28 protein-coding genes are annotated in these 26,533 nt (G+C 58.2%); 17 read left to right on the forward strand and 11 right to left on the reverse strand.

All coding sequences use genetic code 11. From position 1 onward, the window contains the following. The first annotated feature begins 22 nt into the window (after positions 1 to 22). The 3 genes from QCD60_RS07130 (at position 23) to QCD60_RS07140 (ending at position 3,479) form a co-directional block, all read left to right on the forward strand. The gene (locus QCD60_RS07130) at positions 23 to 697 is read left to right on the forward strand and encodes a YqiJ family protein (RefSeq protein WP_104156087.1); all 675 of its coding nucleotides are present in this window, start codon (positions 23 to 25) and stop codon (positions 695 to 697) included. Between the two features lie 72 nt (positions 698 to 769). Beyond that, positions 770 to 2,512, forward strand: a complete 1,743-nt coding sequence (locus QCD60_RS07135; protein WP_279783732.1) for a flotillin domain-containing protein — start codon at positions 770 to 772, stop codon at positions 2,510 to 2,512. A 226-nt stretch (positions 2,513 to 2,738) separates the two neighbouring features. Beyond that, a complete protein-coding gene (locus QCD60_RS07140) occupies positions 2,739 to 3,479 on the forward strand; it encodes a DUF1223 domain-containing protein (protein WP_279783734.1) in 741 nt (246 codons plus the stop codon). Positions 3,480 to 3,482: 3 nt separating this feature from the next. Here the strand turns inward: QCD60_RS07140 and QCD60_RS07145 are convergent, their stop codons facing one another. Next, a complete protein-coding gene (locus tag QCD60_RS07145) occupies positions 3,483 to 4,469 on the reverse strand; it encodes a helix-turn-helix domain-containing protein (RefSeq protein ID WP_279783735.1) in 987 nt (328 codons plus the stop codon). A gap of 104 nt (positions 4,470 to 4,573) precedes the next feature. Here QCD60_RS07145 and QCD60_RS07150 point away from each other — a divergent pair, with 104 nt between their 5' ends. Continuing rightward, on the forward strand, positions 4,574 to 5,137 hold the full coding sequence (locus QCD60_RS07150; RefSeq protein WP_279783737.1) for a cysteine hydrolase family protein: 564 nt from the start codon (positions 4,574 to 4,576) through the stop codon (positions 5,135 to 5,137). Positions 5,138 to 5,176: 39 nt separating this feature from the next. Here QCD60_RS07150 and QCD60_RS07155 read toward each other — a convergent pair whose 3' ends face one another. The 3 genes from QCD60_RS07155 to QCD60_RS07165 all read right to left on the reverse strand — a co-directional run bounded on the left by QCD60_RS07155 (position 5,177) and on the right by QCD60_RS07165 (position 8,349). Further along, positions 5,177 to 6,343, reverse strand: a complete 1,167-nt coding sequence (locus tag QCD60_RS07155; protein WP_279783739.1) for an aldose 1-epimerase family protein — start codon at positions 6,341 to 6,343, stop codon at positions 5,177 to 5,179. A gap of 120 nt (positions 6,344 to 6,463) precedes the next feature. Further along, positions 6,464 to 6,697, reverse strand: coding sequence for a DUF3820 family protein (locus QCD60_RS07160; protein WP_279783741.1), 234 nt, complete (start codon positions 6,695 to 6,697; stop codon positions 6,464 to 6,466). A 203-nt stretch (positions 6,698 to 6,900) separates the two neighbouring features. Continuing rightward, complete coding sequence (locus tag QCD60_RS07165; RefSeq protein ID WP_279783743.1) at positions 6,901 to 8,349, reverse strand: PLP-dependent aminotransferase family protein; 1,449 nt, start codon at positions 8,347 to 8,349, stop codon at positions 6,901 to 6,903. 144 nt (positions 8,350 to 8,493) lie between these two features. Here QCD60_RS07165 and QCD60_RS07170 point away from each other — a divergent pair, with 144 nt between their 5' ends. Then, positions 8,494 to 9,099: a LysE family translocator gene (locus tag QCD60_RS07170; protein ID WP_279783745.1), complete on the forward strand. Its 606-nt coding sequence runs from the start codon at positions 8,494 to 8,496 to the stop codon at positions 9,097 to 9,099. A gap of 186 nt (positions 9,100 to 9,285) precedes the next feature. On the opposite strand, the gene QCD60_RS07175 is transcribed toward QCD60_RS07170, so the two are convergent. Then, entirely contained in the window at positions 9,286 to 11,415 is a 2,130-nt protein-coding gene (locus QCD60_RS07175; RefSeq protein ID WP_279783747.1) for a FepA family TonB-dependent siderophore receptor, read from the reverse strand. 1,217 nt (positions 11,416 to 12,632) lie between these two features. Between QCD60_RS07175 and QCD60_RS07180 the strand changes: the two genes are divergently transcribed. From QCD60_RS07180 to QCD60_RS07210, 7 genes are all read left to right on the forward strand, one after another. Further along, complete coding sequence (locus QCD60_RS07180; RefSeq protein WP_279783749.1) at positions 12,633 to 13,787, forward strand: amine dehydrogenase large subunit; 1,155 nt, start codon at positions 12,633 to 12,635, stop codon at positions 13,785 to 13,787. Further along, entirely contained in the window at positions 13,784 to 14,314 is a 531-nt protein-coding gene (locus QCD60_RS07185) for a MauE/DoxX family redox-associated membrane protein (protein ID WP_279783751.1), read from the forward strand. The genes QCD60_RS07180 and QCD60_RS07185 overlap by 4 nt, the downstream gene beginning before the upstream one ends. 9 nt (positions 14,315 to 14,323) lie before the next feature. Continuing rightward, on the forward strand, positions 14,324 to 14,914 hold the full coding sequence (gene mauD / locus QCD60_RS07190; protein ID WP_279783754.1) for a methylamine dehydrogenase accessory protein MauD: 591 nt from the start codon (positions 14,324 to 14,326) through the stop codon (positions 14,912 to 14,914). A 37-nt stretch (positions 14,915 to 14,951) separates the two neighbouring features. Next, complete coding sequence (locus tag QCD60_RS07195; RefSeq protein WP_279783755.1) at positions 14,952 to 15,497, forward strand: methylamine dehydrogenase light chain; 546 nt, start codon at positions 14,952 to 14,954, stop codon at positions 15,495 to 15,497. Next, a complete protein-coding gene (locus tag QCD60_RS07200) occupies positions 15,490 to 15,948 on the forward strand; it encodes a cytochrome c (RefSeq protein WP_279783757.1) in 459 nt (152 codons plus the stop codon). The genes QCD60_RS07195 and QCD60_RS07200 overlap by 8 nt, the downstream gene beginning before the upstream one ends. Before the next feature lie 4 nt (positions 15,949 to 15,952). Then, positions 15,953 to 16,399, forward strand: a complete 447-nt coding sequence (locus QCD60_RS07205; protein ID WP_279783760.1) for a hypothetical protein — start codon at positions 15,953 to 15,955, stop codon at positions 16,397 to 16,399. A 136-nt stretch (positions 16,400 to 16,535) separates the two neighbouring features. Further along, positions 16,536 to 17,162, forward strand: a complete 627-nt coding sequence (locus tag QCD60_RS07210) for a TetR family transcriptional regulator (protein ID WP_279783762.1) — start codon at positions 16,536 to 16,538, stop codon at positions 17,160 to 17,162. Between the two features lie 15 nt (positions 17,163 to 17,177). Here QCD60_RS07210 and QCD60_RS07215 read toward each other — a convergent pair whose 3' ends face one another. Together QCD60_RS07215 and QCD60_RS07220 are read right to left on the reverse strand one after the other, a co-directional pair. Further along, positions 17,178 to 18,524 carry a DEAD/DEAH box helicase gene (locus QCD60_RS07215; RefSeq protein WP_279783764.1) on the reverse strand — a complete coding sequence of 449 codons (1,347 nt, stop codon included), beginning with the start codon at positions 18,522 to 18,524 and terminating at the stop codon, positions 17,178 to 17,180. Between the two features lie 193 nt (positions 18,525 to 18,717). Beyond that, positions 18,718 to 19,647, reverse strand: coding sequence for a LysR family transcriptional regulator (locus QCD60_RS07220; protein ID WP_279783766.1), 930 nt, complete (start codon positions 19,645 to 19,647; stop codon positions 18,718 to 18,720). 129 nt (positions 19,648 to 19,776) lie between these two features. Between QCD60_RS07220 and QCD60_RS07225 the strand changes: the two genes are divergently transcribed. Both QCD60_RS07225 and QCD60_RS07230 read left to right on the forward strand, forming a co-directional pair. Further along, positions 19,777 to 20,688 (forward strand): DMT family transporter, encoded by a 912-nt coding sequence (locus QCD60_RS07225; protein WP_279783768.1) that lies wholly within the window; start codon positions 19,777 to 19,779, stop codon positions 20,686 to 20,688. Positions 20,689 to 20,761: 73 nt separating this feature from the next. Continuing rightward, entirely contained in the window at positions 20,762 to 21,169 is a 408-nt protein-coding gene (locus QCD60_RS07230) for a DUF2000 domain-containing protein (RefSeq protein WP_279783769.1), read from the forward strand. 128 nt (positions 21,170 to 21,297) lie between these two features. Here the strand turns inward: QCD60_RS07230 and map are convergent, their stop codons facing one another. The 3 genes from map to QCD60_RS07245 all read right to left on the reverse strand — a co-directional run bounded on the left by map (position 21,298) and on the right by QCD60_RS07245 (position 22,898). After that, positions 21,298 to 22,083 carry a type I methionyl aminopeptidase gene (gene map, locus QCD60_RS07235; RefSeq protein WP_279783771.1) on the reverse strand — a complete coding sequence of 262 codons (786 nt, stop codon included), beginning with the start codon at positions 22,081 to 22,083 and terminating at the stop codon, positions 21,298 to 21,300. Further along, positions 22,064 to 22,282: a ParD-like family protein gene (locus QCD60_RS07240; protein WP_104156105.1), complete on the reverse strand. Its 219-nt coding sequence runs from the start codon at positions 22,280 to 22,282 to the stop codon at positions 22,064 to 22,066. Before QCD60_RS07240 ends, map begins: the two co-directional genes overlap by 20 nt. A gap of 175 nt (positions 22,283 to 22,457) precedes the next feature. Then, positions 22,458 to 22,898, reverse strand: a complete 441-nt coding sequence (locus QCD60_RS07245; RefSeq protein WP_279783774.1) for a carboxymuconolactone decarboxylase family protein — start codon at positions 22,896 to 22,898, stop codon at positions 22,458 to 22,460. Positions 22,899 to 23,212: 314 nt separating this feature from the next. On the opposite strand from QCD60_RS07245, the gene QCD60_RS07250 reads away from it, so the two are divergent. Next, positions 23,213 to 24,250, forward strand: a complete 1,038-nt coding sequence (locus QCD60_RS07250; RefSeq protein ID WP_279783776.1) for a serine/threonine protein kinase — start codon at positions 23,213 to 23,215, stop codon at positions 24,248 to 24,250. Beyond that, positions 24,247 to 24,795, forward strand: a complete 549-nt coding sequence (locus tag QCD60_RS07255; RefSeq protein WP_279783778.1) for a GNAT family N-acetyltransferase — start codon at positions 24,247 to 24,249, stop codon at positions 24,793 to 24,795. Before QCD60_RS07250 ends, QCD60_RS07255 begins: the two co-directional genes overlap by 4 nt. Before the next feature lie 117 nt (positions 24,796 to 24,912). Here the strand turns inward: QCD60_RS07255 and QCD60_RS07260 are convergent, their stop codons facing one another. Next, entirely contained in the window at positions 24,913 to 25,344 is a 432-nt protein-coding gene (locus QCD60_RS07260; protein ID WP_279783780.1) for a potassium channel family protein, read from the reverse strand. Between the two features lie 311 nt (positions 25,345 to 25,655). Between QCD60_RS07260 and QCD60_RS07265 the strand changes: the two genes are divergently transcribed. Continuing rightward, complete coding sequence (locus tag QCD60_RS07265; RefSeq protein WP_104156110.1) at positions 25,656 to 26,429, forward strand: ferredoxin--NADP reductase; 774 nt, start codon at positions 25,656 to 25,658, stop codon at positions 26,427 to 26,429. Positions 26,430 to 26,533 lie beyond the last annotated feature (104 nt).

Raw genomic sequence — 26,533 nt, forward strand, 5'->3', positions numbered from 1 at the left:
TCACCCTGCCAAGGACCCCGTCATGTGGCATCTGCTGCTTGCTGATGAAAACCTGATTTTCTCTGTGGCTCTGGCCATCATGCTGATACTGGCGGTGCTGGAAGGCGGCGCCACCCTGCTCGGCATGGGCCTTTCAGGCTTGTTTGAGCACCTTATCCCCGGCCTTGACCTGCATACCGATGCCCACCTGCCTGACAACAGTAATGCCCTGTCACGCCTGCTCGGCTGGATGAAAGTCGGCGAAGTGCCCCTGCTGGTGGTGCTGATCGTCTTCCTCACCTGCTTCGGGCTGATCGGTATTGGTCTGCAGGCCATCGCCTTGCAGCTGACCGGCCTGCTGTGGCCGGGCTGGCTGATGTGCCTGCCCAGTCTGCTGCTGACCCTGCCCTGTACCCGGGCGCTGAGCAGTCTGGTGGGCAAGGTGATGCCACGGGATGAAACCACCGCCATTCGCTCCGACGCGCTGGTCGGGCGTATTGCCATTATTACCCTCGGCGAAGCGCGCCACGGCAGCCCTGCCGAAGCCCGCACCCGGGATCAGTTCGGTCAGACCCACTATGTAATGGTCGAGCCGGACGAAGAGGACGCCGTCCTCAGGCAGGGCGAGGAAGTCCTGCTGATCAGACAACTTGGCAGCCGTTTCCGGGCGATTGCCAACCCCCATCCGCAGTTGTCCGCCAGCCAGGGACGGCCCTGACAGGATCGCTGATGCCTCACTATCAGAAGCATCAGTCTTAGCAACACGAATCTCAAAGGAGTGGAATTCCCCATGATTGATCTGAACAACCTGCTCAATATTGCCATCATCGCTGGAGTGGTGATTGTCGCCCTGTTCGCCATTGGTCTGATTCTGGTACGCCTGTATCGACGAGCCACCAAGGAAGTGTCCTTCGTCCGTACCGGCTTCGGTGGCGAGAAGGTCATCGTCAATGGCGGTGCACTGGTGCTGCCGGTGCTGCATGAGATCATCCCGGTCAATATGAATACCCTGCGTCTGGAAGTGCGCCGGGCTTCAGAACAGGCGCTGATTACCCGTGACCGTATGCGTGTTGACGTCACCGCCGAGTTCTATGTGCGGGTCAAGCCCACCGGTGAATCCATCGCCAACGCCGCCCAAACGCTGGGGATGAAAACCATGCACCCGAACGAGCTGAAGGAACTGGTGGAAGGTAAGTTTGTCGATGCCCTGCGTGCGGTGGCGGCCGAGATGGCCATGGAAGAGCTGCACGAAAAACGCGTCGACTTCGTGCAGAAAGTGCAGCAGGTGGTCTCCGAAGATCTGCTGAAAAACGGTCTGGAGCTGGAAACCGTGTCGCTCACCGGCCTGGATCAGACCGGCTTTGAGCACTTCAACCCGCAGAATGCCTTCGACGCCGAAGGTCTGACCAAGCTGACCGAAGCCATCGAGTCACGACGCAAGAAACGCAACGATATCGAGCAGGAAACTGACCTCGCCATCAAGCAGAAGAATCTGGAAACCGAGCGTACCAAGCTGCAAATCTCTCGTGATGAGGAGTACGCCCGTCTGGAGCAGGAGCGGGAAATTTCCGTGCGTCGTGCCGCTCAGTCAGCGGAAATCGCCCGCGAACAGGCAGAGAAAAAGCGCGAAGCTGAAGAAGCGGAAATCGCCGCTCAGCGTGAAGTGGACCTGCGCCGCATCAACGCCGAGCGTGATATTCAAAACGAGAACATCCAGAAAGAGCAGGCGGTTAAAGAGCGTGAAATCAGCAAGGAACGCGCTCTGGAACAGTCTGAGATCGAGCGACGTAAAGCCGTCGAGCTGGCTGAGCAGGAGCGTGCCATTGCCGTGGCCGAGAAATCCCGCGCTGAATCCGAAGCCAAGGCCGAAGCCGACCGTGCTCGTGCTGCAGCGGTGAAGGAAGAAGAGAACGTCATCACCGTGCGGGATACCGAGCGCGCCGAACGTGCCAAGACCATTGAGCTGGTCAACGCCCGTCAGGAAGCCGAGAAAGAAGCCATCACCATTGTTGTCGCCGCCGAAGCCGAGAAGAAGGCCGCGGAAGATCAGGCCGAAGCCATTCGTATTGCCGCAGAAGCAGAAGCCGAGAAGGCCCGTCTGCAGGCCCGTGGTCAGGCCGATGCGCAGTTGCTGCTGGCCGATGCGCAGGCCCGTCAGTTCACGGTGGAAGCGGAAGGCAAGCGCGCCGTCAACGAAGCCAGCAACCTGCTGTCAGCCGAGCAGATTGCCATGCAGGTCCGTCTGGCTCTGCTGGAGCAGTTGCCCAACATCATCCGCGAGTCGGTCAAACCCATGGAGCAGATCAGCGACATCAAGATCCTGCAGGTACAGGGGCTGGGTCAGGAATCCGGCGCGCTGGGTAATGCGGATGATGCCGGTAAAGGATCGCTGGCCGACCAGATGGTCAACAGTGCCCTGCGCTACCGTGCTCAGGCACCCTTGCTGGACTCCCTGCTGTCGGAAATCGGCCTCAAGGGCGGAGACATCAATGGCCTGACGGCTCTGAACGATAATCCCCTGAAAAAAGACTAACCCGCTGTTCATCCTTTGCAGGTAAGGCCACCACCGGAGGGTGGAACGGCCTTACCTGCAATGCTCTCCCAGGCCTGGCGCCAAGCGCTGGCTCCACCCGCACCCCGCCCCTTTTCCAACCACCTGCTCCAATTGTGGAAATGACGCACACAATAGGAACTCAATGGTTATTTCTGTTTCTAACTGGCATCCGATCTGCACCGATCACCATCGGAAGGACCTTGCCATGCGCTCTGCACAATCCGTATTTCTCAGTATCGCTCTGCTGGCCCTGAGTCTGTCGTCCGCGCAGGCGGCACAGACGTTCCGCAGCGGTCCCGAGGCTACCAGTCTGGTCGAGCTTTACACCTCCGAAGGCTGCAGCAGCTGTCCGCCCGCCGATGACTGGCTGTCCTCCCTGCGTCAGCAGCCGGGGCTGTTTAAAAGCTTTATCCCGGTCGCTTTCCACGTTGATTACTGGAATAACCTTGGCTGGACCGACCGCTTCGCCCGCGCGCTATACAGCGACCGTCAGCGTCAGCAGGCCGCGCAGGGGCAGACCAGTCAGGTCTATACCCCCGGCTTTATCATCAATAACCATGAATGGCGCAGCTGGTTTGGCGGTGCCCGCCAGTGGCAGGCCAGTGAGGAACATCCCGGCGTGCTGGAGGCCAGTCTGTCCGGGCAGCAGCTGGACGTGCGCTTTGAACACGGAGCCACAGGGCAACAGCTGAATCTGGCCTATCTGGGCAATGGCCTGAGCAGCAAGGTACAGTCTGGGGAAAACAGCGGGCGCACCCTGCAGCATGATTTTGTGGTGCTGGACTGGCAGCAATTTGCCAGCCCGCCTGCTGAGGCAGGCCACTGGCAACTGACCCTGCCGCCGGTACCTCAGCTCGGCCAGCAACAGACCGCGCTGGTGATGTGGGTCTCCCCCGCCAACTCACTCAAGGCGATTCAGGCCACCGGAGGTTATTTGCAGGAGTAGCGGCTACTCTGACACTCTCGTCAGCAACGCAGGCTTTGCCTGAAAACGCCGCCGATATTCACTGGGTGACAGGCCCAGCTGCTGGCGAAACAGCTTGTTGAATGAGGTACGGTCGTCGTAGCCAATCGCCCAGACGATCTTTTCCACTGCCATCCGGCTGGTTTCCAGCAGCTCACGGGCCTTCTCAATGCGCAGCAGCTGAATATAACGACTGAGGTTATGGCCGGTGGCCTGCAGGAAGCGTCGTTGCAGGGTGCGGGGGCTGACAGCAATCTGCGCTGCCAGCTGCTCCAGACTCCAGCGCGTGGCCAGCGCCTGTTGCAACTGACGCTGCAGCTGCAGCACCTGGGCATCACCATGACTGAGCAGGGGGATAAAACGCTGATAGAAGCGCTGTTCGCGCTCGGCCGTATCCAGCAGAAAATACTTGCTGAGCTGCATCACCAGACTGGGCCCGCTGCAGCGTAACAGCAGGCGCAGCACCAGATCCGTCCAGGCGGTCAGGCCGCCGGCACTGATCACATCGGCTTCCTCAATCAGCAGCGGCGCCGTATCCCAGTGAATCTGCGGGTAGCACTGACGAAACTCCGACTCGGCCAGCCAGTGGGTCGTCAGTCGGCGCCCGTTAAATAATCCCGACTCCGCCAGCAAAGCCGCGCCCACACAGGCTGAACACAGCAGGGCGCCACGCTGATACTGCTGTCGCAACCAGACAAAGAAGGCTTCATCCGCCTGCGCCCGCTCGCCCATGCTGCATGGCGGCAGGATCACCACATCGACCTCATCCTGCAGACTCCAGTGGTGCGGCAAGGCCAGCCGGTTCGCCCCCAGACACAGAAAGCCGCAGTGCAACGGCAACCAGCTGTCAGCTCCGTTTTCCAGCCGCAGTTGCTCCGCCACCGCCAGCATTTCGCTCAGCCCATAGAGCGCTGATGGCAGAGCATGCTCATAGGCAACGATGGCGATACGCACCGCCCCAGAGGTCTTCATGTCGTAATCCACCCCGAGATTGTCATTTACGCCAACAGTCTGCCCGCTGCGGCTCCGCTAATCTAGCGTCTGTCACTTCACTTACTCCTGCAGAGGAAGCCACCATGAGCCATCCCGCCCTGATTGTTATCGATGTCCAGCAAGACTACTTTGCCGGTGGCCTGATGCCGCTGGAGAATCCCGACGCCGCGGTACAGCAGATCAACCGCCTGCTCGCTCACTTCCGCGCCCAGGGCTGGCCTGCGATACAGATTCAGCATGAAATGCTGTCCCGTCCGGGGCGCCCGGCGGCGTTCTTTATCCCCGGTAGCCCGGGCATGGCGCTGCATCCGGATATGCAGCCCGAGGCAGGCGAAGCGCTGTTTATCAAGCATCTGCCCAACTCCTTTGCCGGTACGGAGCTGCATGGGTATCTGCAACAACAGGAGGTCAGGGAGCTGGTGGTGGTCGGCATGATGACCCATATGTGCGTCGACAGTACCAGCCGTGCCGCACTGGATCTGGGCTACAGCGTGCGTATTGCACTGGATGCCACCGCCTGCCCGGCCCTCAGCTTTGCTGACCAGCAGATACCCGCAGCACAGGTGAAAACCACCGTCGCCGCAGCGCTGCATGGCACCTTTGCCCAGGTGATGAGTACCGATGAGTTATTACAGCAGTTGAACTGACGACGCTGAAAGTACGCCGTCAGTCAGGTCAGGATGCGATCAGGAGCCGGCTCGCGGGGGATGAGTGATTACTTCACAGGGATGGCCATTCTGAATGGCCTCCACCTGCTGACGGGCAATGCCGACCTCCTGCTCATCCATCAGCAGGCCATAGGTCAGCTCAAATTCGCGACTGGCGCCGGCAGCCAGCACCGCCAGCCGTCCATGTTCGCGCTCAAAGGGGCGCGGATAGGGGTAGCAGGTGCCCGGCTCGACCCCGGTGACATACCCCTGTCTGACGGTGTCGGTGTTTTTCCACAGGGTCAGGTAGGGCAGCTGGTCGGTACGGTAGGCCAGACTGACCCCCAGATCCGCCGCGGCGTTGTGCACCAGCGCCAGAGTACGGTGCTGCTCATCGGCATAGCACTCCAGCAGGAACACTTCCTCGTCAAACCCGGCGGTGGGCCCGGCATAGCGTTGCCACTGGGCCAGCCCCTCGCAGGCACGCTGATTGAACGGCGTGACGCGTTTGACCGGCGCCAGAAACTGGGCGTCCTGCTCCAGAAAGGGTGAACTGTAATTACCGTGATAGATCAGCTGGAACGGCTGGTTGTAGTCACCCAGATTGGTCAGGCGATCATGGATATGGAAGTCACGGCTGCCCGGCTCCAGCGTCAGGGTGGTCTGCAGCTCCAGATCGCAGCATTTGAAGGTGCTTTCCCGTACCAGCGCCACCACCCGTATCGCATAGGGCGGCGCCAGATCAATCTCGACCGTCATGCGCGAGGCAGGCAGATTGGCGGCCCGGCCATGCAGGGTGTAAAGCACGCCGTCTTCCTCACAGGGATGACCGGCCCACTCGAAACCACAGCGCACCAGCATTTCATTGAAGCCGTCCAGCCAGCCCTTGCCACCGCGCTGTTCGGCATTGATAAACGCCGGATTGACCACTTCCTTCACCGGCGACTGCCAGCCCAGCCGATAACCATCACAGCGGACTTCATAGATGCTCATGCCACGGGTAGGAATCAGGCTGATCTGCATTTCGCCGTTTTCCAGCGTCAGCAGGTCAACACCCTGCTGCTTGCCGCCGTGCAGCCGATGCTTGCTGATCTTCACTGGTACCTCGGGCAACCCCAGTTGTGCGCCCTCCACCGACCAGTCACCCACATCCAGATTCAGCGCGCTATCCAGCAGCACACAGCGAAACACCGTTTCCGCCATCATTTTCTCCTCACCGGAACAGTTCGGCCCCTCTGCCCCACAGGCAGACAGCCCTCTGTTTTGAGCCTAGCACAGAACCGCATTGCAAAAGTTACAGCTGCCGCCCGCGCCGCTGTCGGCAGGCTACTGTTTGAGCGGCTTGACCAGCTTGTCGAGCCCTTCGATTTTCAGCTCCAGACACAGCGCCAGCAACGCGCCGAGCTGGCCTTCGGGGAAGCCTTTTTTGGCAAACCACAGCAGATATTCTTCGGGCAGATCAATCAGCACCCGGCCCTGATACTTACCAAACGGCATCGGCGTACGGGCAAGGCGCAGCAGGTTCTGCTGGTTGAGCAGACCGTCTTCAAAGTCAGGCATGGGTCATTACGCGGCAGGAGGAACAGGCAGCAGACACTACGCCATCTGCCTGCTCGCGCCAAGCAGCTCGTGACAGCGCTAAAAAGCAAAAGGGCCGGCTGGCCTGAGCATGTGGGGCAACGCCTGAGCATTGCCTGTCACGACATCACTCATGCACTGGCGCAGAATGACGCACACAGGGCGCCACGGGCCCCATTGTCTGCTCACGGCGTGAGAAGCCCTTGCTCGCCCCGCAATCGAGTATCGCCAGACTCGACGAATCCATAAGTGGCTCTGGTCATCAGCGCAATTTTATCGCGAATCGCCACGAGCCCCTGTTCAAGCTCAGTGCGCGCGAGCGGCCCCGTCAGCGAAATTCGCACCGCGTTAGGTAACGGATAAGTACCCACACGGAATGAGCTGGCATCACGCACGTAAACGCCTTCTTTGGCCAGTGCCTGAGTCAGTGCCAGGCTTGGGCACGCTTCAGGAATGGACAGCCAGATGTTAAAGCCGGGTATCGCCTTGCTCGCTTTTACCTGTGGGAACACCTCATGCACGATGCGATGGCGCGCGCTTAACTCCAGCATGATACTTTCATCGACCCTGGCCATGGCGCCTTGCTGTAACCAGCGGCAGACCAGATCAATCAGCACAGGGCTTACGTGCATACAGGAAGAGCGTAAGGCTTTCTGCATGGAGGGCTTCAGATTAGCCGGGGTGATGATGTACCCCACCCGAATACCACCGGCAAAGTATTTGGAGAAACTGCCCACATAAATCGTGATGTCAGGCGCAATCGAGACCAGCGGCGAGCTTCGGTGCTCTGGCGGACAATAAAGCACGTCGTCTTCAATAATGAGGACGTTAAAACGGCGGCAAATTTCGATCACTTTAAGCCTGCGTGAGTCGCTCAGACGCACGGCGGTCGGGTTCTGTACCGCAGGCGTAATGTACAGAAGACGCGGACGATGGCGCTGACATTGCAGCAGCAAATCTTCAGGAATAATTCCCTCATCATCCATGGCCACGGCGATGGCTTTGCGCTCTTGCTGGGCGCAGGTATTGATAAACTCGCCGTAGCATAAACCTTCGATAAGCACGGCATCGCCACTGCGGGTGATGGCCTGCAGTATCACCGCCAGCGCATGCTGGCCGCCGTAAGTCCACTGCAACCGAGAAGTCTCAATCGCGGTATGCCAACGCTGGTTGATCCAGCGCTGCAAGGTATCGCTGTGGCCTTGCAGCCCGTCAGCGGTGAAATAATCCAGTACCGCGCGTTGCGCTGCTGGCTCATTACCCAGTTCCTGCAGGGCGGACATCAGGTATTTTTGCTGGCCGATAATGAGCGGGCGACACAAGCACAGGTCAATGCCGCCGCGGTCCACAATCGGATGGTAATACTCCTCCTGGGCTTTACGCCGGTCTTTGACATAAGTGCCGCTGCCTACAATCGGCGTGGTTACGCCACGCAGCTCAAGCTCCTGATAGGCACGGGTAATCGTCCCCACGGTGACACCAAGCTTGTAAGAAAGAATACGCTGGGATGGCAATTTGGCGTTCGCCGGCAGGTCGCCACGCTCGACGGCTTCCTCCAGTGCATCGGCTAACACTTTGTATTTGGGCCCGGGTCGCCCTTCAATATCCGGTACGAAAACTGTCATGACTGCCATCGGTACACTTTGAGTGAGCCCCCAGCATATTCAAGGCCTGTAGCGAAGTGAACGGCTAAAGTGTCATGGAGACATTTAAGTGCTGCAGCAGTCGTAACAGGCTCCGTTATGATCAGCGCCATGTCCCATCCACACTGGAGAAACATGATGTTGTGGACACTGCTGCCGTCGCTCATTCTGTTCGGAACCGTCATGGCCATTTCACCTGGCCCTAACAACTTTCTGCTCGCAAGCTCCGGCGCGCAGTTTGGGTTTCGTCAGTCGCTGAGTCATCTGCTGGGTATTCGACTGGGCATTATCGGGCTGGTAGTGCTCTGTGCCGCAGGCGTCGGCGTCCTGGTGCAAAACTCACCTTTCGCTTACCACGCCCTTAAGTATCTGGGAGTAGCCTATATGAGCTACCTGGCGGTGAAGTTGATTCTGGCCGGGGGTCAATTTGAAAAGCGTGTGGCAGCAACACCTTTAGGCTGGCGTCAGGCAGCAGCGTTTCAGCTTGCTAACGTCAAAGCCTGGGCATCCTGCCTGTCGGTGGTGGCGACCTATACCATCGCCGGAGAATACTGGTGGTCGGTGCTGAGTATTGTGCTGGTGTACACCATCACAGGGTTTGCGGCTAACTCAAGCTGGGTGTGTCTTGGACGAGTCGCCGCGATGGTGCTGAATACCTCAGGGCGCGTGCGCTGCTTTAACTACAGTTTAAGCGCGCTGACCTTTGCCACCATTTTGCCTGTGCTCTTCCAGAATCAGTGATGGTCGCAGATTAAAGCACCCGAGTCGCTGCTCAGGTGCGCCTTGCCATCTGCCTGCTCGCGCCAGGCAGCTCGTAACAGCGCTAAAAAGTAAAAAGGCCAGCCGGAAGGGGCCGGCTGGCCTGAGCACGTGGAGTAACGCGGGCTACCTGTCATGCGATAACAGGTAGCCTTGTCTGCCGACGGATCAGAATGAGGCCGTCAGGCTGGCAAACAGGGTCCGCGAACGGATGTCATAGCTGGCATCGTTGTCATCACTGGCAGTCACTTCGCGGTCAAAAACGTTATTCAGGCCAATGCGCGCCTTCCAGTCGTCGTTGATCTTGTAGTTAGCCGAAATATCCCAGGTGGCATAACCGCCCAGCTTATAGGTGGCAATGGCCAGATCATCGGCAGAGCTGGAGTTCTTGATATCCAGTTCATCCAGCTGCTGTTTGCCGACAAAGTTCACCGCCAGAATCATGTTGAGATTGTTGGTGGTCTGCCAGTCCAGCGACGAGGTGAGGCTGTCTTTTGGCGTCTGGCTCAGGGTGGCACCGGTGTCTTCGTTTTTCGCTTCGATGATGTGGGTATAGCTGTTGGTCCAGTTCAGCACGTCATTGATACGGTAATTGAAGGAGCCTTCCACCCCCTGCACGATGGCATTGTCAATATTGGTCCACTGCAGCACGGTATAACCGTTGTAGCTGCCGTCAGACGTACGGCCACTGGCAATCTTGTTCTTGAAGTCGTTGTGGAAGTAGGTCAGGCCAAAGCGCAGTTTCTCATCATCAAACTGGAAGCCCAGTTCGGTATTGGTACTGGTTTCCGGCTTGAGGTCGCTGTTACCACGCAGGTAGCACATGCCATTGCCATAACAGCCGTTACCGCGGCTCAGCAGCAGGTAGTTGGGGTTGATCTGATACAGGTTGGGAGCCTTGTAGGCACGGGCCACACCGCCCTTGACCGACCAGCGTGAATCGAGGTGATAGACCAGATAGCCGCTGGGGCTGTAGTTGTCGCCAAACTGGTCGGAATCATCACGACGCAGACCCACGGTGAATACCAGATCATCGGTCAGATGCAGGGCATCCTCGACAAACTGGGCGTTGGTATTCAGTTTGAACTCGGGGTCATAGCCATCTTCGGCGTAAGTCGAGTTGGTCGCGTCATACAGCTTCTGCTGCTTCACTTCACCACCGACCGTGATCTCATGAGGCACACCGGCCTGCAGGGGGAATTTGGCTTCGCCGTCCAGACCCACACTGGTCAGTTTGACTGTAGGGCCAAATTCGTCGGAGTTGATCACCCCTTCGCCACCACCGGCCAGACCTTCGGTCAGGCGGATATTGCGGGTCTGGTCATAGGCCAGCGTGACGCGGGATTCCAGCTCGCCGTAGTGACCGCGGTGAGTCAGGTTCAGGCCTTTGCGGCGCATCACCGCTCGCACATCGCCGTTAGCAACGTAGTCGCTGTCACCGGCGTAGAGGGTTTCCTCACGGCCATAGATGCCTTCCAGCTCAAGGGTATTCTGCTCATTGGCCTTCCAGCTCAGCAGCGCATCGATATTACGGTCACGCGAGCCATCACTGCCCAGTGTGCCGTCGTCGTGAATGTCGGCCTCGTCAGCATCGGTCTTGCTGAGGCTGCCAAACACCCGGTACGACAAGGCCTCATTGATACCGCCCGCGCTGTTGAACTCCATGCGCTTGCTGGCACCCTGCTTGCTGTTCTCGGGAAACTCCGTCGTGACGGTGACGGAAGTGCGCGGCTTGGCATAGCTCTTCTTGGTGATGATATTGATTACCCCGCCCATGGCTCCGGAACCATAACGGGCCGCCGCCGGGCCACTGATCACTTCGATGTGGTCGATGGCTTCGGTGGGGATCCAGCTCAGGTCACCGTTGGTATCGCGTCCGCCATCACGCTCGTAACGCACCGTTTCGCGCGAGCTGACGCGCTTGCCATCCACCAGAATCAGGGCGTACTCGCTGCCCATGCCACGGATGTTGATTTCCGAATTATTGCCGCTGTGCTGCACCGTCACCCCGGGCAGGGTCGCCAGCATTTCCTTGAGATCGGTCTTCGGCTGCGACTTCAGCTGTTCTGCAGTGATGATCTGCGTGCCTGCGGAGGCATCGGGCGAGACGGTTTCTTCCGGCACATTGCCTTCGATACTCAGGGTATTGAGCTGCAGCGCGTCATCCGCATGGACCAGGCTGGCGGCACCCATACCGGCAGCAAGTACAGCGGCATACAGAGGCTGGATGCGCAATGCAGCCCCACGAGAAGTCACAGTGGAGGCAGATGGGGCCAGTGCCTTGAAGTGATTAGACATCGTCGGTTCCTGTCGAACGGGTAAACAAGAGAGCCCTCCCGGCCTCTTCCCCTGCGGGATGGGCCTGATCTCCAGGCAGAACGTTGACAGGCCTTAGCAGGCTGTTGAAAAACGTTATCGAGGCAGCCGAGACAAGGAAAAAACAGGCGAAAAAGCGGAGTTTAGTGGACTAAATGAGCATTTTGAGCCTGTTTTTGACGCGGTATTCGGCAACGCAGATAGATTTTCAACAGCCTGTTAGGCATCAGCAAGCTATCTGCCGCACAGAGATGCGGAGTCATGTACGAACGGGAAACGAATGCTAATAAGAATAAATTTCATTTACAAAATCGAAATGTGTAGATCTGTAAATCGTACAGATCGCGTCTGAATCCCACACGGAGATGGCATATCAAGGAGGAATTAAGGAGCTGCCGTCCGCCGGCTGACCGTCGCACTTTGCAGCAGATACAACCGATATATCGAAAAAATCGTAATAAAAAGCCGAAATTGACAGTCTCAACATCAGGCCAGATCAGGCGACATTAACGCCTGTTTTGCCACAGTTCACGACGATATATGCTGACCAGCAAATAGTTGGTAGGTAAACATTCTGTCTGCGCTGTCATGCAGCGTAGCTTTTTTGCACATTTCATACTTATTTTAAGTGCCACTTTGCCACTCAGGCCAATAGCCACTGATACGGCAAGTGGCGTATCTCTGGCCACAGCCGCCATTAGACAGCGACAAGGAAGGCATCTACTGCCACTGAGCAGTGCGACCACGCCCCCGCGCACCGTTATTTATAGACAGTGGTGATTAAAAACTTCCCGCACACCAGATCAAACGCTGCATCTATCAATAGCCTGTTTCATATAAGAAAAGTCAGTAATGCATGAATAACCAACACCAAAAAAATAACGAGCATTATTACTGATTAAAGAACCCTGATTAGCACCTCACCATTTCGTTCACCAAGCATCCATATTCATCACCATAAACGTGCACTGAATACGCAGACCGCAGCTTCTGTGCACCAAAGACGAATCCCCTCAGAACCTTACAAAACCTTGACATCAGGCCGGCATCATTATTTTTCCGGCCTTATTCAAGGAAGGAACTCGTACCATTTCAATCATTTAACGACATTCATGATTATAAAAATAAAAACACCTTTTAGCAGATGGCACACCGCGTGCTTTAACCGCTGGCAGAGCAACGAATGAGAGCCACCGGATATGAAAAGAACACGTTTCCTCGCGAGTGCTTTATCTCTTGCCTCACTATTAACCGTCCACGCTTCCACCTTCGCCAATACCGAGCCGTTCAAGCCGGAAGTCATGTCGGTGGAGAAGGCCATCTCACCCGGCCCCAACGTGCTGGTCAACGAAGCCAGCTGGGACGGTGCCAGCAAGATTCACGTCTATGGTCAGGCTGACATGGCGTACAAGGGTCTGATGTCGCTGGGGTTGACCTCGCAATTCATCATTTCCAAAGACGGCAGCAAGGCATACGCCCTGTCTGACTATATGAAGCGCTACACCTACGGCCCCATCGAAAGCGTACTGCAGGTTTTCGATATCAAAACCCTGAGCCCGATTCAGGAAATCATCGTCCCCAACAAGATCGCCAAGGCCATCGGTATGACGGGGCTGATCGAAGCCAGTGCTGATGAAAAATACCTCTACCTGCAGAATGCCACACCCGCGACCTCGGTGACGGTAGTCGACCTGAGCGCAGGCAAGGTGCTGACCGAAGTGCCCACCCCCGGTTGCTATGGCATCTATCCCTCCCTGTCGGGCTATGCCTTCAGCACCCTGTGCGGCACCGGTCAGGCTCGCACCTACACGCTCACCGGTGATCAGTACAGCACCGCCACCTCCGACAAGTTCTTCGATGTCGACAGCGATGCGCTATATATCCACGCGCAGCGTACCAGCGCCGGTAAGCTGGTATTTACCTCGTTCAACGGCAACCTGTATCTGGTAGATGACAGCAGTGACACCTTCAAGCTGGCCGAGAAGATCGAAGTCAGCAAAGGTGTGGAAGGCAACTGGGCTCCCGGCGGTTATGCCATCAGTGCCTATAACAGCGCCAATGACGTGCTGTTCATGATCATGCATCCGGATGCCTACGAAGGCAGTCACAAGGATGGTTCCAAGGAAATCTGGGCCTACAGCCTGAAAGAGCACAAGCTGATCAGCCGCTCCGCTGCCGAGCATCTGGTCGCCATTGCCGTCACCCAGGACAAGGAACCCAAAATCTTCGGCTCTAACGAAGATGAGGAAACCGCGGATGAGTACACCCTGAGCTCCGCTAAAGATTTCACCTTCACCAAGGCTGCCTCCGACAGCAAGGCAGGCTGGACCACTTCACTGCTGGTGACGCCATGAGTGACGTACTACAGCTGTTCAGCCTGAGCTTCGTGGTCTTCACCCTGCTGCTGTTTCTGCGCGCCGCCCTGCACAAGGCCTTCGACCTGCTCGAGTTTCAGGGCTTCGTCGCTGACTACGATCTGCTGCCGGAAGCACTGGTGAAACCGGTCTCCTACCTGCTGATCACGCTGGAACTGCTGACCGTAGCCCTGCTGCTGTTCAGCGCCAGCCGCAGTCTGGGTCTGCTGCTGGCGGCAGCACTGCTGTGTCTGTATGGCGCGGCCATTCTGCTCAATCTGCGCCGCGGCCATACCCGCATCGAGTGCGGCTGTGGCGGCACACCGCAACTGCTCAATCGCAACCTGTTGTTGCGTAACGCCGTGCTGGTGCTGCTGGCCCTGCTGCCTGTGGCGATCACGCCGTACGCCAGCGGCAGTATCGATGTCGCCGTCGCGGTACTGGCCGGGGTGTGCCTGTGGGTGCTCTATGCCCTGCTGGAACAGATCAATGCCACTCACGCCGCCCTAACTTCAAAACGAGTCTGAGGTAATCCCATGACCGCACTGTATTTTGCGATTGCGTTCCTGTTTATCGCCGTCATTGGCCTGGGTATCGGCTTCTTCATCCTCGCCCGCCAGATCGGCATCCTGTTTGAACGGATTGCGCCCATGGGGGCACTGGTCAATGACTCCGGCCCACGGGTCGGCGATACCAGCCCCACCTTCGATCTGCCCAGCCTGACCGGCGGCAAGGTGCTGATTGGCAAAGGTGCCAACCGTGCCAAACTGATTTTCTTCCTTTCCCCCACCTGCCCTGTATGCAAAAAACTGCTGCCCATCCTGCGCTCCGTGCGTGACAGCGAAGGCAACTGGCTGGATGTGGTACTCGCCAGTGATGGTGAAGCCGACAAGCACCAGCGCTTTATCAACCATACCGGCCTGACCGACTTCCCCTACGTACTGTCTACCGAACTGGGTCTGGGCTATCGGGTATCCCGTCTGCCATTTGCGGTGCTGCTCGACAGCAATGGCGTGATCACCTCCAAAGGCCTGATCAACAGCCGCGAACAGCTGGAAAGCCTGTTCAATGCCCATGAGATGGGGGTGGGTTCCATTCAGGGTTATCTGGAAAACACCCAGGCCTGAGCACGTTTAGCATGCTAAGCACACAGGAAGGACAACGATGAACAGACTGCTTGATGCACTGATGACGCGCCTGGACAAACGGGCGGAAAACATGACCCGTCAGGTCGCACAGAAGAATGGCCGGCGCAGCTTTATCAGCAAGCTGGGGCTGCTGGTAGTCGGCAGTGGCGTACTACCGGTACTACCCTTTGATCGCAACTTCGGCATGGCATATGCCGATGAGGAAAAGAAAGACCCCAATGACCCCGCCACCTGCGACTACTGGCGCTACTGCGCACTGGACGGCAATCTCTGCAATGACTGTGGCGGCACCCTGACCAGCTGTCCACCGGGCGCTGAAGCCTCCAAGGTGTCGTGGGTCGGCACCTGCCGCAACCCCAATGATGGCAAGGACTATCTGGTGTCGTACAACGACTGCTGCGGCAAGGCCATGTGCAACGGCACCTCCTGCGTCACCAGCGAACGCGAGCGCCCCGGTTATCGCATGGGATTACATAACGACATCAACTGGTGCATGGCCAATACCTCCATGGGCTATCACTGCACCGTCGCCGTACTGGTAGGTATTGCCGACAATGCCTAACTCCCTCAGCGCGATGTTACTGGTCTCCGGCCTGCTGCTGGGTGCCTTGCCTGCCACTGCGGTGCATGCCGCCGAGGCGGGCAAGGCCCTGTTCGATCAACGCTGTGCTGCCTGCCATCAGGCTGCGGGGGTGGGGGCGCCGGGTCTGGCACCGCCACTGGTCGATGCCGCGCTGTGGCAGGGGCTGGGCAAACGGGCACAGGAGTATTTCTTCACCGTGCTCAACTCCGGTCTGTCGGGCACCATCGAGGTGGATGGCGTAGGCTACTACGGGCTGGTGATGCCCACCCAGGCCGACCTCAGTGCCGAGCAGATGGGCCAGCTGATGAACTATGTGCTCAACGACCTCAACCAGACCGGCACCACACTGGATGCCGGGGTGCTGGAGCAGGCCCGCGCGAATCCCCTGTCTCATACCGATGTGAGGGCAATCAGAAAGGATGTGCACTAAGCGGATGGCGGCCCTGCTGCTGGGCCTGATACTGCTGGGAACGGGACAGGCTCAGGCCTCTCCCGATCTCGGCGCGAAAAACAACTTTATCCTGCGCTGTACCGGCTGCCATGGTCAGGACGGCTCCGGCAGCCTGGCCGGTGGCATTCCCGACTTTCGCGGCTTTGTCGCCTCCTTCAGTTTTACCCCGGCAGGCAGGCTGTATCTGATGCACGTTCCCGGCGTAGTCAGCGCCAGTCTGGATAACCGTGAGATTGCCGCCGTGATGAACTACGTCATGCATGAGTGGGGCGGCGACTCCTTTCATGCACGTCAGTACACGCCCTTTACCGAACAGGAAGTAGCCAGCCTGCAGCAGCAGGAGGTGAAAGATGTGGTGAAACTTCGGCGGGAGGTCGTCAAAGACCTGCAAGCGCAGGGACTGCCGGTAGCCCCCTACCCCTGGCCCTGATGCCTGCTTTCGGTAACAGGTGTCCGCGCACCAGCACAGGCAGGATGTGTCGCGCCGGGTGATTACGGTATGCTGCCTTTTTGCTGTCCGGCCCATGGCCGGCGGGAAACTGACTCAGCATGACCAAGAGTGACCCATGGCCCGACGAAGCAAAGCCGATGCCCTTCTCACCCGCGACGCCATTCTCGATGCCGCCGAACAGGTGTGCATGGCACGCGGGATCTCGCAGATCACCATTTCCGACGTGGCCAGCGCCGCCGGCATCAGCCGCGGCGCGGTCTATGGCCACTTTGCAACCCGTCAGGATATCTGTCTGGCCATGTGTCAGCGTGCCTATGACAACAACCCGCTGCCCGAGGTCGACAATGATGCCCCGGCACTGCCGCAACTGCATGCACTGGCCATGCGTTACTTCCGGCTCTGGCGCCAGCCCGGCTCAATGCGCCATGTGTGGGTAGTGCTGTATCAGAAGTGTGATAACACCGAAGAGAATCGTCCGCTGCTGTCGATCAAGCGCCAGCATGAAATCAAGGTGCTGGCCCTGACCGCCAGCGTACTGCGTCTGGCGGTAGCACGGGGCGAGCTGCCTGCCGATCTCAACATCACCCGCGCCAATTTCTACTTTCAGATGGTCACCGACGGCATCGGTTCACTGGATGAGTGGATTTTCACTGAAGACAAGGACTTCTGGCCGATGGCCGAAACCCTGCTGGCGACCTGTCTGGAAACCCTGCAGGTCGCCACCCATCTGCGCGGCCAGTAACCACGCCGACAGGGCCTACTTACGCCGTCTGCGGCGGCGGTCAGGGTTGCCGGTACGCCCCTCTTCAAGGTGATCAATGAAGCGCAGCTTGCTGCCGCTTTTGGCACTGCCAGTGGTGCTGGCTGTGCCCTGCCCCATACCGGGAATTTTCTTCTGTTTGGGCTTCTTCGGCTTTTTGACAATCTGCCCACCGGCCACAGTTTCCGGCACCCGGTGGTCAGGTGCAAAGCCGGGTTCCTCACGGCGCTCGATAACATGGCCGATCAGCGTCTCAATGGTCGCCAGCTGTTCTACCTCGTCAGCACAGACCAGCGAAATGGCCGAGCCGCTGTTGCCTTTACGGCCGCTGCGGCCGATGCGGTGCACATAATCTTCGGCATTGACCGGCAGTTCGAGGTTGATCACCAGCGGCAAGTCATCCACATCCAGCCCCCGCGCCGCCACATCGGTCGCCAGCAGGATCTGCACCTCGCGCTGACGGAAGGCCTGCATGGCGCTCATCCGGCTGGCCTGCGATTTTTCCCCGTGGATGGCGCCGATGCTGAAACCCTGCGCACTCAGCAGTGCTTCCAGCTCATCAACACTCTTACGGGTTTTGACGAAAATCAGCAGCTGCGCCGCACTGTCGGTAGCACAGTGCTGGCCGATCAGGTGTTGCAGCAGCTCCTGCTTGCGCTTTTTATCCACCGGGATCAGCCATTGATTAAGGGTATCGGCCGCACTATTGGGCGCGGCTACTTCGACCCGCGCCGGATCACGCAGAATCACTCCGGCCATGGCCTTCACCCGCTCAGAGAACGTCGCGGAGAACAGCAGGGTCTGACGCTTGCGCGGCAGCGCGCAAAACAGCATGTCCAGCTCGTCGGCAAAGCCCAGATCCAGCATACGGTCGGCTTCATCCAGCACCAGAATCTGCAGCTGATCGAACTTCACCGCGTTATTGCGATACAGATCAAGCAGCCGGCCCGGCGTCGCCACCAGAATGTCTGCACCCTTACGCAGTGCCATCATCTGCGGATTGATGCTGACCCCGCCGTAAACGGCGTAGCTGCGCAGTGACAGATGAGCACTGTAGCGCTGCACCGCCTGAAGGATTTGCTCCGCCAGCTCACGGGTAGGCGCCAGAATCAGTGCGCGCACGCTGTTACTGCGCGCGGCACTGCCTGTCATCAGCTGCTGCAGTATAGGCAGAGTGAAGGCGGCCGTTTTACCAGTGCCGGTCTGGGCCGCCGCAATCAGATCACGGCCTTTCAGCACCAGCGGAATGGCCTGTTCCTGTACCGCAGTGGCTTGCTGATAGTTCAGAGCCTCAAGGGTGCTGAGTAATTCGGGTAACAAGCCCAGTTCGCTAAAGCGGGTCATGACGGTTCCAATTGAAGAGGGATGGACAGCCGCAGAGCTGAAACGGCGAAGGGCGGCGTCAAAGCGGCGTATTTAGCCCCAAAGCAACGCCACTCGCAATCTTCATGGCGGCGGCATGCTACCGCGCATCCATCTGCAGGCATTAAGTGTAGTTGCAAACCGCCACTTCTGCCGCGCCTGCACTGGCTGGCAGTCAGACGCTTATCAATGGACGAATGCCGTAGAAACGCCCCTGAGCAAACGCCTCGCAGGTAAAGTCGATAAAGCGGCGCACCGCCACCGAGGGCGCCATGCGGCTCGGGTAGACCAGATAATAGGGGTAGTCCTCGGCACTCCACTGGCTGAACACTCGCACCAGCCGCCCCTGAGCAATGGCATCACGTGCACTGAACTCGGTCACCAGCCCGACGCCCAGCCCCTGACAACACAGCTGCACCGCCGACTCCATGGTGTTGCAGATCACTACAGGTTCGGGGGTAACGGTCAGCCGTGGCCCCTGCTCATGCTGCAGCTGCCACTGGTCAAACGGCAGATAGATCACCGCGTCATCAGCGAACGCTTCAGGTGTAGCCGGCAAAGGGTGGCGGGCCAGCCACTCCGGTGCGGCCACCAGAATACGCCGTACCCGCATATGCTGGGTCAGCTGTCTGGCCACCAGTGACTCATCACCCGGGTCGCCACCACGAAAGCCCACATCAATGCGCTCCTGCAGCAGATCGAGCTGGTCATTGTTCAGGCGAAGATCGAAGCGGGTGAGCGGGTAGCGCTCGCGAAACTCACGAATCAGGATCGGCATGATATGCGCCCCTGACGACAGTGGCGCGGTCAGGCGAATCAGGCCCTTTACCTGCTCGGCGAACACGGACAGCTGATTACGGGTGCGCTCCAGTGTTTCTACCAGCGTACAGGCATGGCGAAACAGCTCATCCCCAGCCGCCGTCAGCTGAAACTGGCGGGTGGTGCGCTGGATTAAACGCACACCATAACGCTCCTCGAGCTGACGTAAATGCCCGGACAGGGTCGACTTGGCGACGCCAAGCACCTGCGCCGCGCGGGAGATGCCCTGATGCAGCACCATGGCATGAAAGGACAGTAGCCAGTCTGCTTCTTCTTTGATTTCCATATGGGTAAACCTCCCGCTCCAATCACCACAACTGTTCATTCAAATGAACGTGAGGTTCATTTTATGCCACTTCAGTCCACTTTATATGAACGATATAGTCCAACGACTGTTCTCTGCTGAGGTGACAACATGACAACCTCCTCTTCCCAGCAAGCGCTGTGGGCCATGTGCGGCGCCATGATGCTGTCCGGAATGATTGGCCTGCTGGTCAAAACCTCCCACATGGATGAAGTCTCCCTGACCTTCTTTCGCTGTCTGATCGGCTCAGCCGGGCTCTGGCTGTATTGCCGCTACAAAGGCTACCGCCTTCCCCGTGATCGCCGCAGCCTGCTGCTGACGGGCATTGCGGGCCTCTGCCTGGTACTTAACTGGGTCTTCCTGTTTATGGCGTACCGCTACGTTCCGGTATCCGTCGCGACCGTCATCTACAACACCCAGCCATTCATGCTGTTGCTGGCCAGCGCCATGCTGACCGGTGAGCGTATCAGCCGCCGCAGCCTGCTGTGGATGGCCGTGGCCTTCGTCGGTGTGATTCTGGTGTCGGGTCTGCTGCATGATCAGCAGCAGGATGCGCCGTGGTGGCTGGGTGGTTATGCCCTGCTGGCCGCCGCGCTCTACACTGTCACCAGCCTGCTGACCCGCCAGGTCAGGGCGGTACCGGCAGCAGTGCAGGCAGCTACCCAGCTCTCCCTGTGTCTGCTGCCACTGGGCGCCTATGTGCTGCTGGCCGATGTGCACTGGGCCTCGGTGAACTGGCTCAGTGTCAGCCTGCTCGGCGTGCTCAACACCGTGGTGCAGTATCTGTGGCTGTACTTTGCCATTCAGTATCTGGCCATGGAGCGCCTGACCGTGCTGTCGTTTGTCTACCCGGCCACGGCGCTGGCGGTGGATATTCTCTACTTCCATGAGCACTTCAGCCTGTTGCAGCTCATCGGTATGGGGCTGATTGTGGTGGCCAATCTGGCGGTTTTGCTGAAAAAGCAGACAAGCCTGAGCAAGCCCATGGTCGCCTCTGCCCAGCCCGCGCAGAAAACCTGCTAAAAGCGCAATTTCCTTCAATCCAGACCACAGGCGCAGCGGTTAGGGTGACTGTCTTACCGTCAGGAGAAAGACCATGTCCCACCGCTGCGTACTGATCATCAACCCTGCTCTGCCCACTGGCCTGATCGCCAACACCGCCGCCGTGCTGGCACTCGGTATCGGCAAGCTGCAACCCAGCATCAACGGCCCGCTGATTACCGACAGTGAAGGGCTGCTGCATCAGGGCATCACCCAGTTGCCGTTGCCCATTCTGGCAGCGGATGTCGAACGCCTGCACAGTCTGCGCCAGCAGGCCGCCGAGCTGGCGCCGGATTTACAGGTGGTGGATTTCTGTCAGGAAGCACAGACCGCCCGCAGCTACGAGCAGTACAGTGAACGCTTGCAGCAGGATGGCCGCCGCCTGACCTATCACGGTCTGCTGCTGTTCGGGCCGAAAGCGCTGGTGACCTCACTGTCAGGCAATCTGCCATTACTGAAATAAACAGGCGCAGGGTCAGCGCATGCTCACCGCCTGCTATTGCCGGGCAGTAAAACCGAGGGGGAATAAAAGCGGAGGGCAGACAGCTGCACAGAAGGTCAGCTGTCTCGGGTTATTACCTGCGAGAAGCCTTAACCGAGCCCGGCCAGACGCTCTTCTTCACGCAATGTCAGTACTTCATAGCCGGTTTCAGTCACAGCAATGGTGTGCTCCCACTGTGCCGACAACTTGCCGTCACGGGTGCGTACCGTCCAGCCGTCTTCGTCCGTGGTGTTGTGGCGTACGCCCTGATTGATCATCGGCTCGATGGTGAACACCATACCGGGCCTGAGCTTGACGCCGGTACCACGGCGGCCATAGTGCAGCACCTGTGGCTCTTCATGCATTTCCCGGCCAATGCCATGGCCACAGTATTCCTGCACGACCGAGTAGCCCTGCTTCTTGGCGAACTGCTCGATCACAAAACCGATGTCACCCAGATGCGCACCGGGGCGTACCAGCCGGATGCCTTTCCACAGTGCTTCATAAGTGCCTTTGACCAGCTTGCTGGCCGCCGCCGAGACCTCGCCAACCAGATACATCTTGCTGGAGTCGGCAATAAAGCCGTGCTTTTCCAGCGTGATATCGCAGTTGACGATATCGCCTTCGCGCAGGACATCGCTTTCGCTGGGCATGCCATGGCAGATCACATCATTGATGGAAGTGTTCAGGCAGAAAGGGAAATCATACTGGCCCTTGGAAGCCGGGCGGGCCTTCAGTTCCTCGACGATAAAGCGCTCCACTTCACGGTCGATGGCCAGGGTACTGATACCGGGTTGGATAAAGCCGTTGAGATGGGCAAACACCTGCGCCAGCAGGCGGCCCGACTCACGCATCAGGGCCAGTTCTTCAGGGGTCTTAATTTGAATGGCGGACATCAGCCAGCTCCGACAGAGGTAAAGTGGGTGAATTCATCAGCAGCCGGCAAATATCGGCATAGCAAAGTTCGGGATTCAGCTCGGCCAGCATGCCGATCTTCATCCAGTGCTCAGCCTGAGCATTGATAGAGCGCGTCAGCGCCTGACTGGCGCGACGCACTTCCTGATGCATGGCATCAGAGATATTGACGATTCCCATGACAGGTTCCTGCGGGTACCGGGCAGGGTGACCACCACCGCTGTACAGCACCCATATAAAACGTATGCGAATCATATATGTTTCATATAGAGCTGTCCTGTCACAGGCAGGTGGAACTGGTTCAAGATGTTTCGCACCCGCCTGTCATCACGCTCCGGCAGAGGGTGGGCTGCTTTCAGGCAGGCGATACACCCCGTTCAGCGAACACCTCTTTGCAACTGAACAGGGCATTGAGTGCTGCCGGAAAGCCTGCGTACAGCGCCATCTGCATGATGGTCTCGATCACCTCCGTCGGTGTCACGCCAACATTCAGGGCGCCGTGAATATGCACCCTGAGCTGCGGCTGGGCATGACCAAGGGCCGTCAGTGCAGCCACGGTGGCAATTTCGCGGCTGCGCAGGTCCAGCCCCGGCCGTGAATAGATGTCACCAAAACCGAACTCGATGATGTAACGCGCCATATCGGGGGCGATGCCCTGCAGGCTGTCGATCACCCGCTGCCCCTGTTCACCATCCACTTCTGCCAGTTTGTGCCAGCCCGCCTGATAGCGCGGGTCGTTATATGCTGGATTGCTGTTCGCTGCGTCGTTGCCAGGCTGGGTCGATATCTTGTTCATTGCTCGCTCCTGTCGATAGCGGCAGGCAGCACCTCTGCTCTGCCAGTATTCGCAGCCTAAGACTTAGAGTTAACTCGAGGTCAAGCACTGAAAAGAGGCTCAGTTACGTTTCGGCATGGGACGCCTTTGGACTTCACTCCGCCCTGCACCTACAATCATCGGCCTGACTAACATGACATTGGCTTTAACAGGCCGGAGCACACGTCATCAGCGCAGGCAGCGTACTCAGCCCAAGACCCTCTGGGCAGAAATGCTGTCTGCAATGCGAACCTGACCGTTTCCTCCACCTGTTAGCGCTGTAGGCCGGATTACCTATGACCTCCACTGCCCATCCCTATGAAGCCCTGACGCCGGAACTGGTGTTGGACGCGGTTGAAAGTACCGGCCTGCTCAGCGATGCCCGCCTGTTTACCCTCAACTCCTACGAGAACCGCGTGTATCAGGTGGGTATTGAGGAGCATCAGCCGCTGATTGCCAAGTTCTACCGCCCTGCCCGCTGGGACGATGCCGCCATTCTGGAGGAGCACGCTTTCTGTCAGGCGCTGCAGGAACAGGACCTGTCAGTGGTGGCGCCGGCCACCCGTGCGCAGCTGGAGCAGCGCTACAGCGCGCTACCTCAGCCGGGCGACGCCGGTCAGACACTGTTTGAACATCAGGGCTTTCGCTTCTCACTGTTTCGCCGTCAGGGCGGACAGGCGCCGGAGCTGGACAATCCTGATCATCTGTTCCAGCTGGGGATGACCATCGGCCGTATTCATGCGGTGGGTGCAGCCCAGCCCTATGTGGCACGGCCAGCACTGAGCGTGCAGCGCTTTGGCCACGACAGCCGCAGTTTCCTGTTGCAAAGCCCGCTGCTGCCGCGTCACCTGCGTGACCGCTATGACGCTATTTCGGCGCAGCTGCTGGAATTAATCGAGCAGCGTTTTGTCCAAATCGGAAAGGTGGAATGGATTCGGGTACACGGCGACTGCCACCCCGGCAACGTGCTCTGGCGTGATGAACGCCCGCACTTCGTTGACTTTGACGACAGCGTGATGGCCCCGGCGGTACAGGATATCTGGATGCTGCTCAGTGGTGATCACCAGCAGCAGTCCCTGCAGCTGATCGAGCTGCTGGAAGGTTATGAGACCTTCCACGATTTCGACCGACGCCAGCTGCATCTGATCGATGCCCTGCGCAGCCTGAGGCTGATGCACTACAGTGCCTGGCTGGCACGTCGCTGGGCTGACCCCGCCTTCCCCATGCACTTCCCCTGGCTGGCACGGGAAGACTACTGGCAGGATCACCTCAACACCCTGCATCTGCAGATTCTGGAGATGCAAAATTCCCGCAATGAATGGTTATTACAATGACAAATCTCGTATATCGACAAGCGCATTCAGAAGACGCGGAAGCCATTGCCAAACTGCATACCCTGAGCTGGCAAACCAGCCTGCGCGGCATTCTGCCTGATGCCTTTCTTGATCAACAGGTACCCAATATCCACAAAAATCGCTGGCTGGAGGTGCTGGCTGGCCGCCCGGCCGATTATCAGGGCAAGGATGATTTTCTCTGCCTCGCCGAAGAGCACGGTGAGCTGATCGGTTTTGTCTACTGTCGCAAGCCGGAAGAGCCCAGCTGGGGCACCCTGCTGGACAACATGCATGTGCAGCCGGAGCTGAAAGGCCGCGGTCTGGGCCGCCAGCTGGCGCAGCGTGGTGCACGCTGGAGTCTGGAAGAAGCAGGCAGCAAGAGCATGCACCTGTGGGTATTTGAAGCCAACAAGACCGCCGTGAATGCCTATCTGCGCTGGGGCGGTGAGCGAGTTGAGCGTGAGCTGGAGGAAGTCGCCGGCAATATTCACGCCTGGGTCTATCGTTTCTACTGGGAAGACGTCACCCATAACCTGCTGGCATAGTATCTGCCCGCCGCTTTACCCCTGACCTGCCACCGCATGCTGGCAGGTCAGCTGCTGAGTTGTTTCCCGCTTTCTCTGTTGACCCTGCGCTCTTGCTGCTGTTCTGCTCTTCTTTCATCACAGCCGTGTTTTCCAGTAGCGCTCCATTTCCAGAAACAGAAAAGACGCGCTCCAGGTCACCAGCAACAAACCGGTCAGTGACTCGATACCGGTCAGATAACGCAGATGTCCGGCAGGCTCGATATCACCAAATCCCACGGTGCTGAACACCGTGAAGGAAAAGTAGGCACAGTCCATCAGTGAACCATCAAAGCTGCCCGTCAGCTGCCCCCAGCCGTCGGTGTGATGCATAAAGAAGTAGGCGATGGCGAAAATCCACACTTCCACCGCATGGGCCACCAACGCGCCCATCACCCCCAGCACGATGCGAGATCGGTGCAAAATTCGCATTTTTGGTAACAGCGTGGTCAGTCGATAGAGGAATTCGTAGTGCACGCCAACCGCCAGCGACACCACCACAGAATTGACCAGAAACACCTCAACCATCATAGATGCACTCTCAAGCCCGGCTAATCATTTGATTTATAAGAGCAAGCCTAAACGGCATTGCGTTTGTCTGCGAGATCGTCAGCACAATGGGTGCTCTTGTTTTTATAACCGCTGGCGCTATGAACTGCTGGAATCAGTTCAGCTGATCAACTTTAGAAAAACTATCTATTTTCCATATAAAGGGCCCAGGCATAGAGTGAAGCCCATCTTCTTTGAGCGCGCCTCTTCGCATCAGGAACGACGTCACACTGCAGCAGTCTGCGATGACGTTCTCACCGGGACCCGCGCTCCGACACTTCTCTGAGGTCGCCATGTCAAACCTGAATGTAGAACGCGTGCTCAGCGTCCACCACTGGACCGACAATCTTTTCAGCTTCAAGACCACCCGTGACAGCGGTTTTCGCTTCAAGAACGGCCATTTCACCATGATCGGTCTGGAAGTCGAAGGTAAGCCTCTGCTGCGTGCCTACAGTATTGCCAGTGCCAACTATGAGGAAGAGCTGGAGTTCTTCAGCATCAAGGTACCCGATGGCCCGCTGACCTCACGACTACAGAACATTCAGGTTGGCGACGAAGTTTTTATCGGTCGTAAAACCACCGGCACCCTGATCAATGATCACCTGCTGCCCGGCCGCAACCTGTATCTGCTCAGCACCGGCACGGGTCTGGCACCCTTCATGAGCATTATCAAGGATCCGGAAGTGTACGACGCCTATGACAAGGTGATCCTCACTCACGGCTGCCGGACCGTGGCCGAACTGGCCTATACCCGGTACATCACTGAAGAGCTGCCCGGCAATGAATTCTTCGGCGACATGGTGCGGGAAAAACTGATCTATTACCCCACCGTCACCCGTGAACCGTTCCGCAATCAGGGCCGCCTGACCGATCTGCTGACATCCGGCAAGCTCACTGCCGATATCGGTCTGCCCGATATCAACCCCGAGCATGACCGCTTTATGCTGTGTGGCAGCCCGAGCATGCTGAAAGAGTTCTGCACCATTCTGGATGAGCGCGGTTTTGTCGAGTCACGCCACGGCGATCAGGGCCACTACGTGATCGAGCGCGCCTTCGTCGAGCGCTGAGTTTTCCTTTATACCCCTTCCGTCTGGGGCGGCTGACTCCCGGCCCCAGATGTTTTTCTCTCCTGTATACCCGCCTGTCTCCGCACGGAAACGACCTCCCGGAT

Source organism: Pokkaliibacter sp. MBI-7 (genome assembly GCF_029846635.1).
GTDB lineage: Bacteria > Pseudomonadota > Gammaproteobacteria > Pseudomonadales > Balneatricaceae > Pokkaliibacter.

Bases quoted from the DNA above. Each gene is read 5' to 3' on its own strand.
- QCD60_RS07155 (WP_279783739.1), bottom strand. From the start codon at position 6,343: ATGATGGCGGAAACGGTGTTTCGCTGTGTGCTGCTGGATAGCGCGCTG.
- QCD60_RS07255 (WP_279783778.1), top strand. From the start codon at position 24,247: ATGACAAATCTCGTATATCGACAAGCGCATTCAGAAGACGCGGAAGCC.
- QCD60_RS07225 (WP_279783768.1), top strand. From the start codon at position 19,777: ATGACAACCTCCTCTTCCCAGCAAGCGCTGTGGGCCATGTGCGGCGCC.
- QCD60_RS07210 (WP_279783762.1), top strand. From the start codon at position 16,536: ATGGCCCGACGAAGCAAAGCCGATGCCCTTCTCACCCGCGACGCCATT.
- QCD60_RS07195 (WP_279783755.1), top strand. From the start codon at position 14,952: ATGAACAGACTGCTTGATGCACTGATGACGCGCCTGGACAAACGGGCG.
- mauD (WP_279783754.1), top strand. From the start codon at position 14,324: ATGACCGCACTGTATTTTGCGATTGCGTTCCTGTTTATCGCCGTCATT.
- QCD60_RS07145 (WP_279783735.1), bottom strand. From the start codon at position 4,469: ATGAAGACCTCTGGGGCGGTGCGTATCGCCATCGTTGCCTATGAGCAT.
- QCD60_RS07240 (WP_104156105.1), bottom strand. From the start codon at position 22,282: ATGGGAATCGTCAATATCTCTGATGCCATGCATCAGGAAGTGCGTCGC.
- QCD60_RS07180 (WP_279783749.1), top strand. From the start codon at position 12,633: ATGAAAAGAACACGTTTCCTCGCGAGTGCTTTATCTCTTGCCTCACTA.
- QCD60_RS07150 (WP_279783737.1), top strand. From the start codon at position 4,574: ATGAGCCATCCCGCCCTGATTGTTATCGATGTCCAGCAAGACTACTTT.
- QCD60_RS07260 (WP_279783780.1), bottom strand. From the start codon at position 25,344: ATGATGGTTGAGGTGTTTCTGGTCAATTCTGTGGTGGTGTCGCTGGCG.
- QCD60_RS07130 (WP_104156087.1), top strand. From the start codon at position 23: ATGTGGCATCTGCTGCTTGCTGATGAAAACCTGATTTTCTCTGTGGCT.
- QCD60_RS07160 (WP_279783741.1), bottom strand. From the start codon at position 6,697: ATGCCTGACTTTGAAGACGGTCTGCTCAACCAGCAGAACCTGCTGCGC.
- QCD60_RS07200 (WP_279783757.1), top strand. From the start codon at position 15,490: ATGCCTAACTCCCTCAGCGCGATGTTACTGGTCTCCGGCCTGCTGCTG.
- QCD60_RS07215 (WP_279783764.1), bottom strand. From the start codon at position 18,524: ATGACCCGCTTTAGCGAACTGGGCTTGTTACCCGAATTACTCAGCACC.
- QCD60_RS07230 (WP_279783769.1), top strand. From the start codon at position 20,762: ATGTCCCACCGCTGCGTACTGATCATCAACCCTGCTCTGCCCACTGGC.
- QCD60_RS07165 (WP_279783743.1), bottom strand. From the start codon at position 8,349: ATGGCAGTCATGACAGTTTTCGTACCGGATATTGAAGGGCGACCCGGG.
- QCD60_RS07220 (WP_279783766.1), bottom strand. From the start codon at position 19,647: ATGGAAATCAAAGAAGAAGCAGACTGGCTACTGTCCTTTCATGCCATG.
- map (WP_279783771.1), bottom strand. From the start codon at position 22,083: ATGTCCGCCATTCAAATTAAGACCCCTGAAGAACTGGCCCTGATGCGT.
- QCD60_RS07170 (WP_279783745.1), top strand. From the start codon at position 8,494: ATGATGTTGTGGACACTGCTGCCGTCGCTCATTCTGTTCGGAACCGTC.
- QCD60_RS07175 (WP_279783747.1), bottom strand. From the start codon at position 11,415: ATGTCTAATCACTTCAAGGCACTGGCCCCATCTGCCTCCACTGTGACT.
- QCD60_RS07135 (WP_279783732.1), top strand. From the start codon at position 770: ATGATTGATCTGAACAACCTGCTCAATATTGCCATCATCGCTGGAGTG.
- QCD60_RS07265 (WP_104156110.1), top strand. From the start codon at position 25,656: ATGTCAAACCTGAATGTAGAACGCGTGCTCAGCGTCCACCACTGGACC.
- QCD60_RS07250 (WP_279783776.1), top strand. From the start codon at position 23,213: ATGACCTCCACTGCCCATCCCTATGAAGCCCTGACGCCGGAACTGGTG.
- QCD60_RS07185 (WP_279783751.1), top strand. From the start codon at position 13,784: ATGAGTGACGTACTACAGCTGTTCAGCCTGAGCTTCGTGGTCTTCACC.
- QCD60_RS07140 (WP_279783734.1), top strand. From the start codon at position 2,739: ATGCGCTCTGCACAATCCGTATTTCTCAGTATCGCTCTGCTGGCCCTG.
- QCD60_RS07205 (WP_279783760.1), top strand. From the start codon at position 15,953: ATGGCGGCCCTGCTGCTGGGCCTGATACTGCTGGGAACGGGACAGGCT.
- QCD60_RS07245 (WP_279783774.1), bottom strand. From the start codon at position 22,898: ATGAACAAGATATCGACCCAGCCTGGCAACGACGCAGCGAACAGCAAT.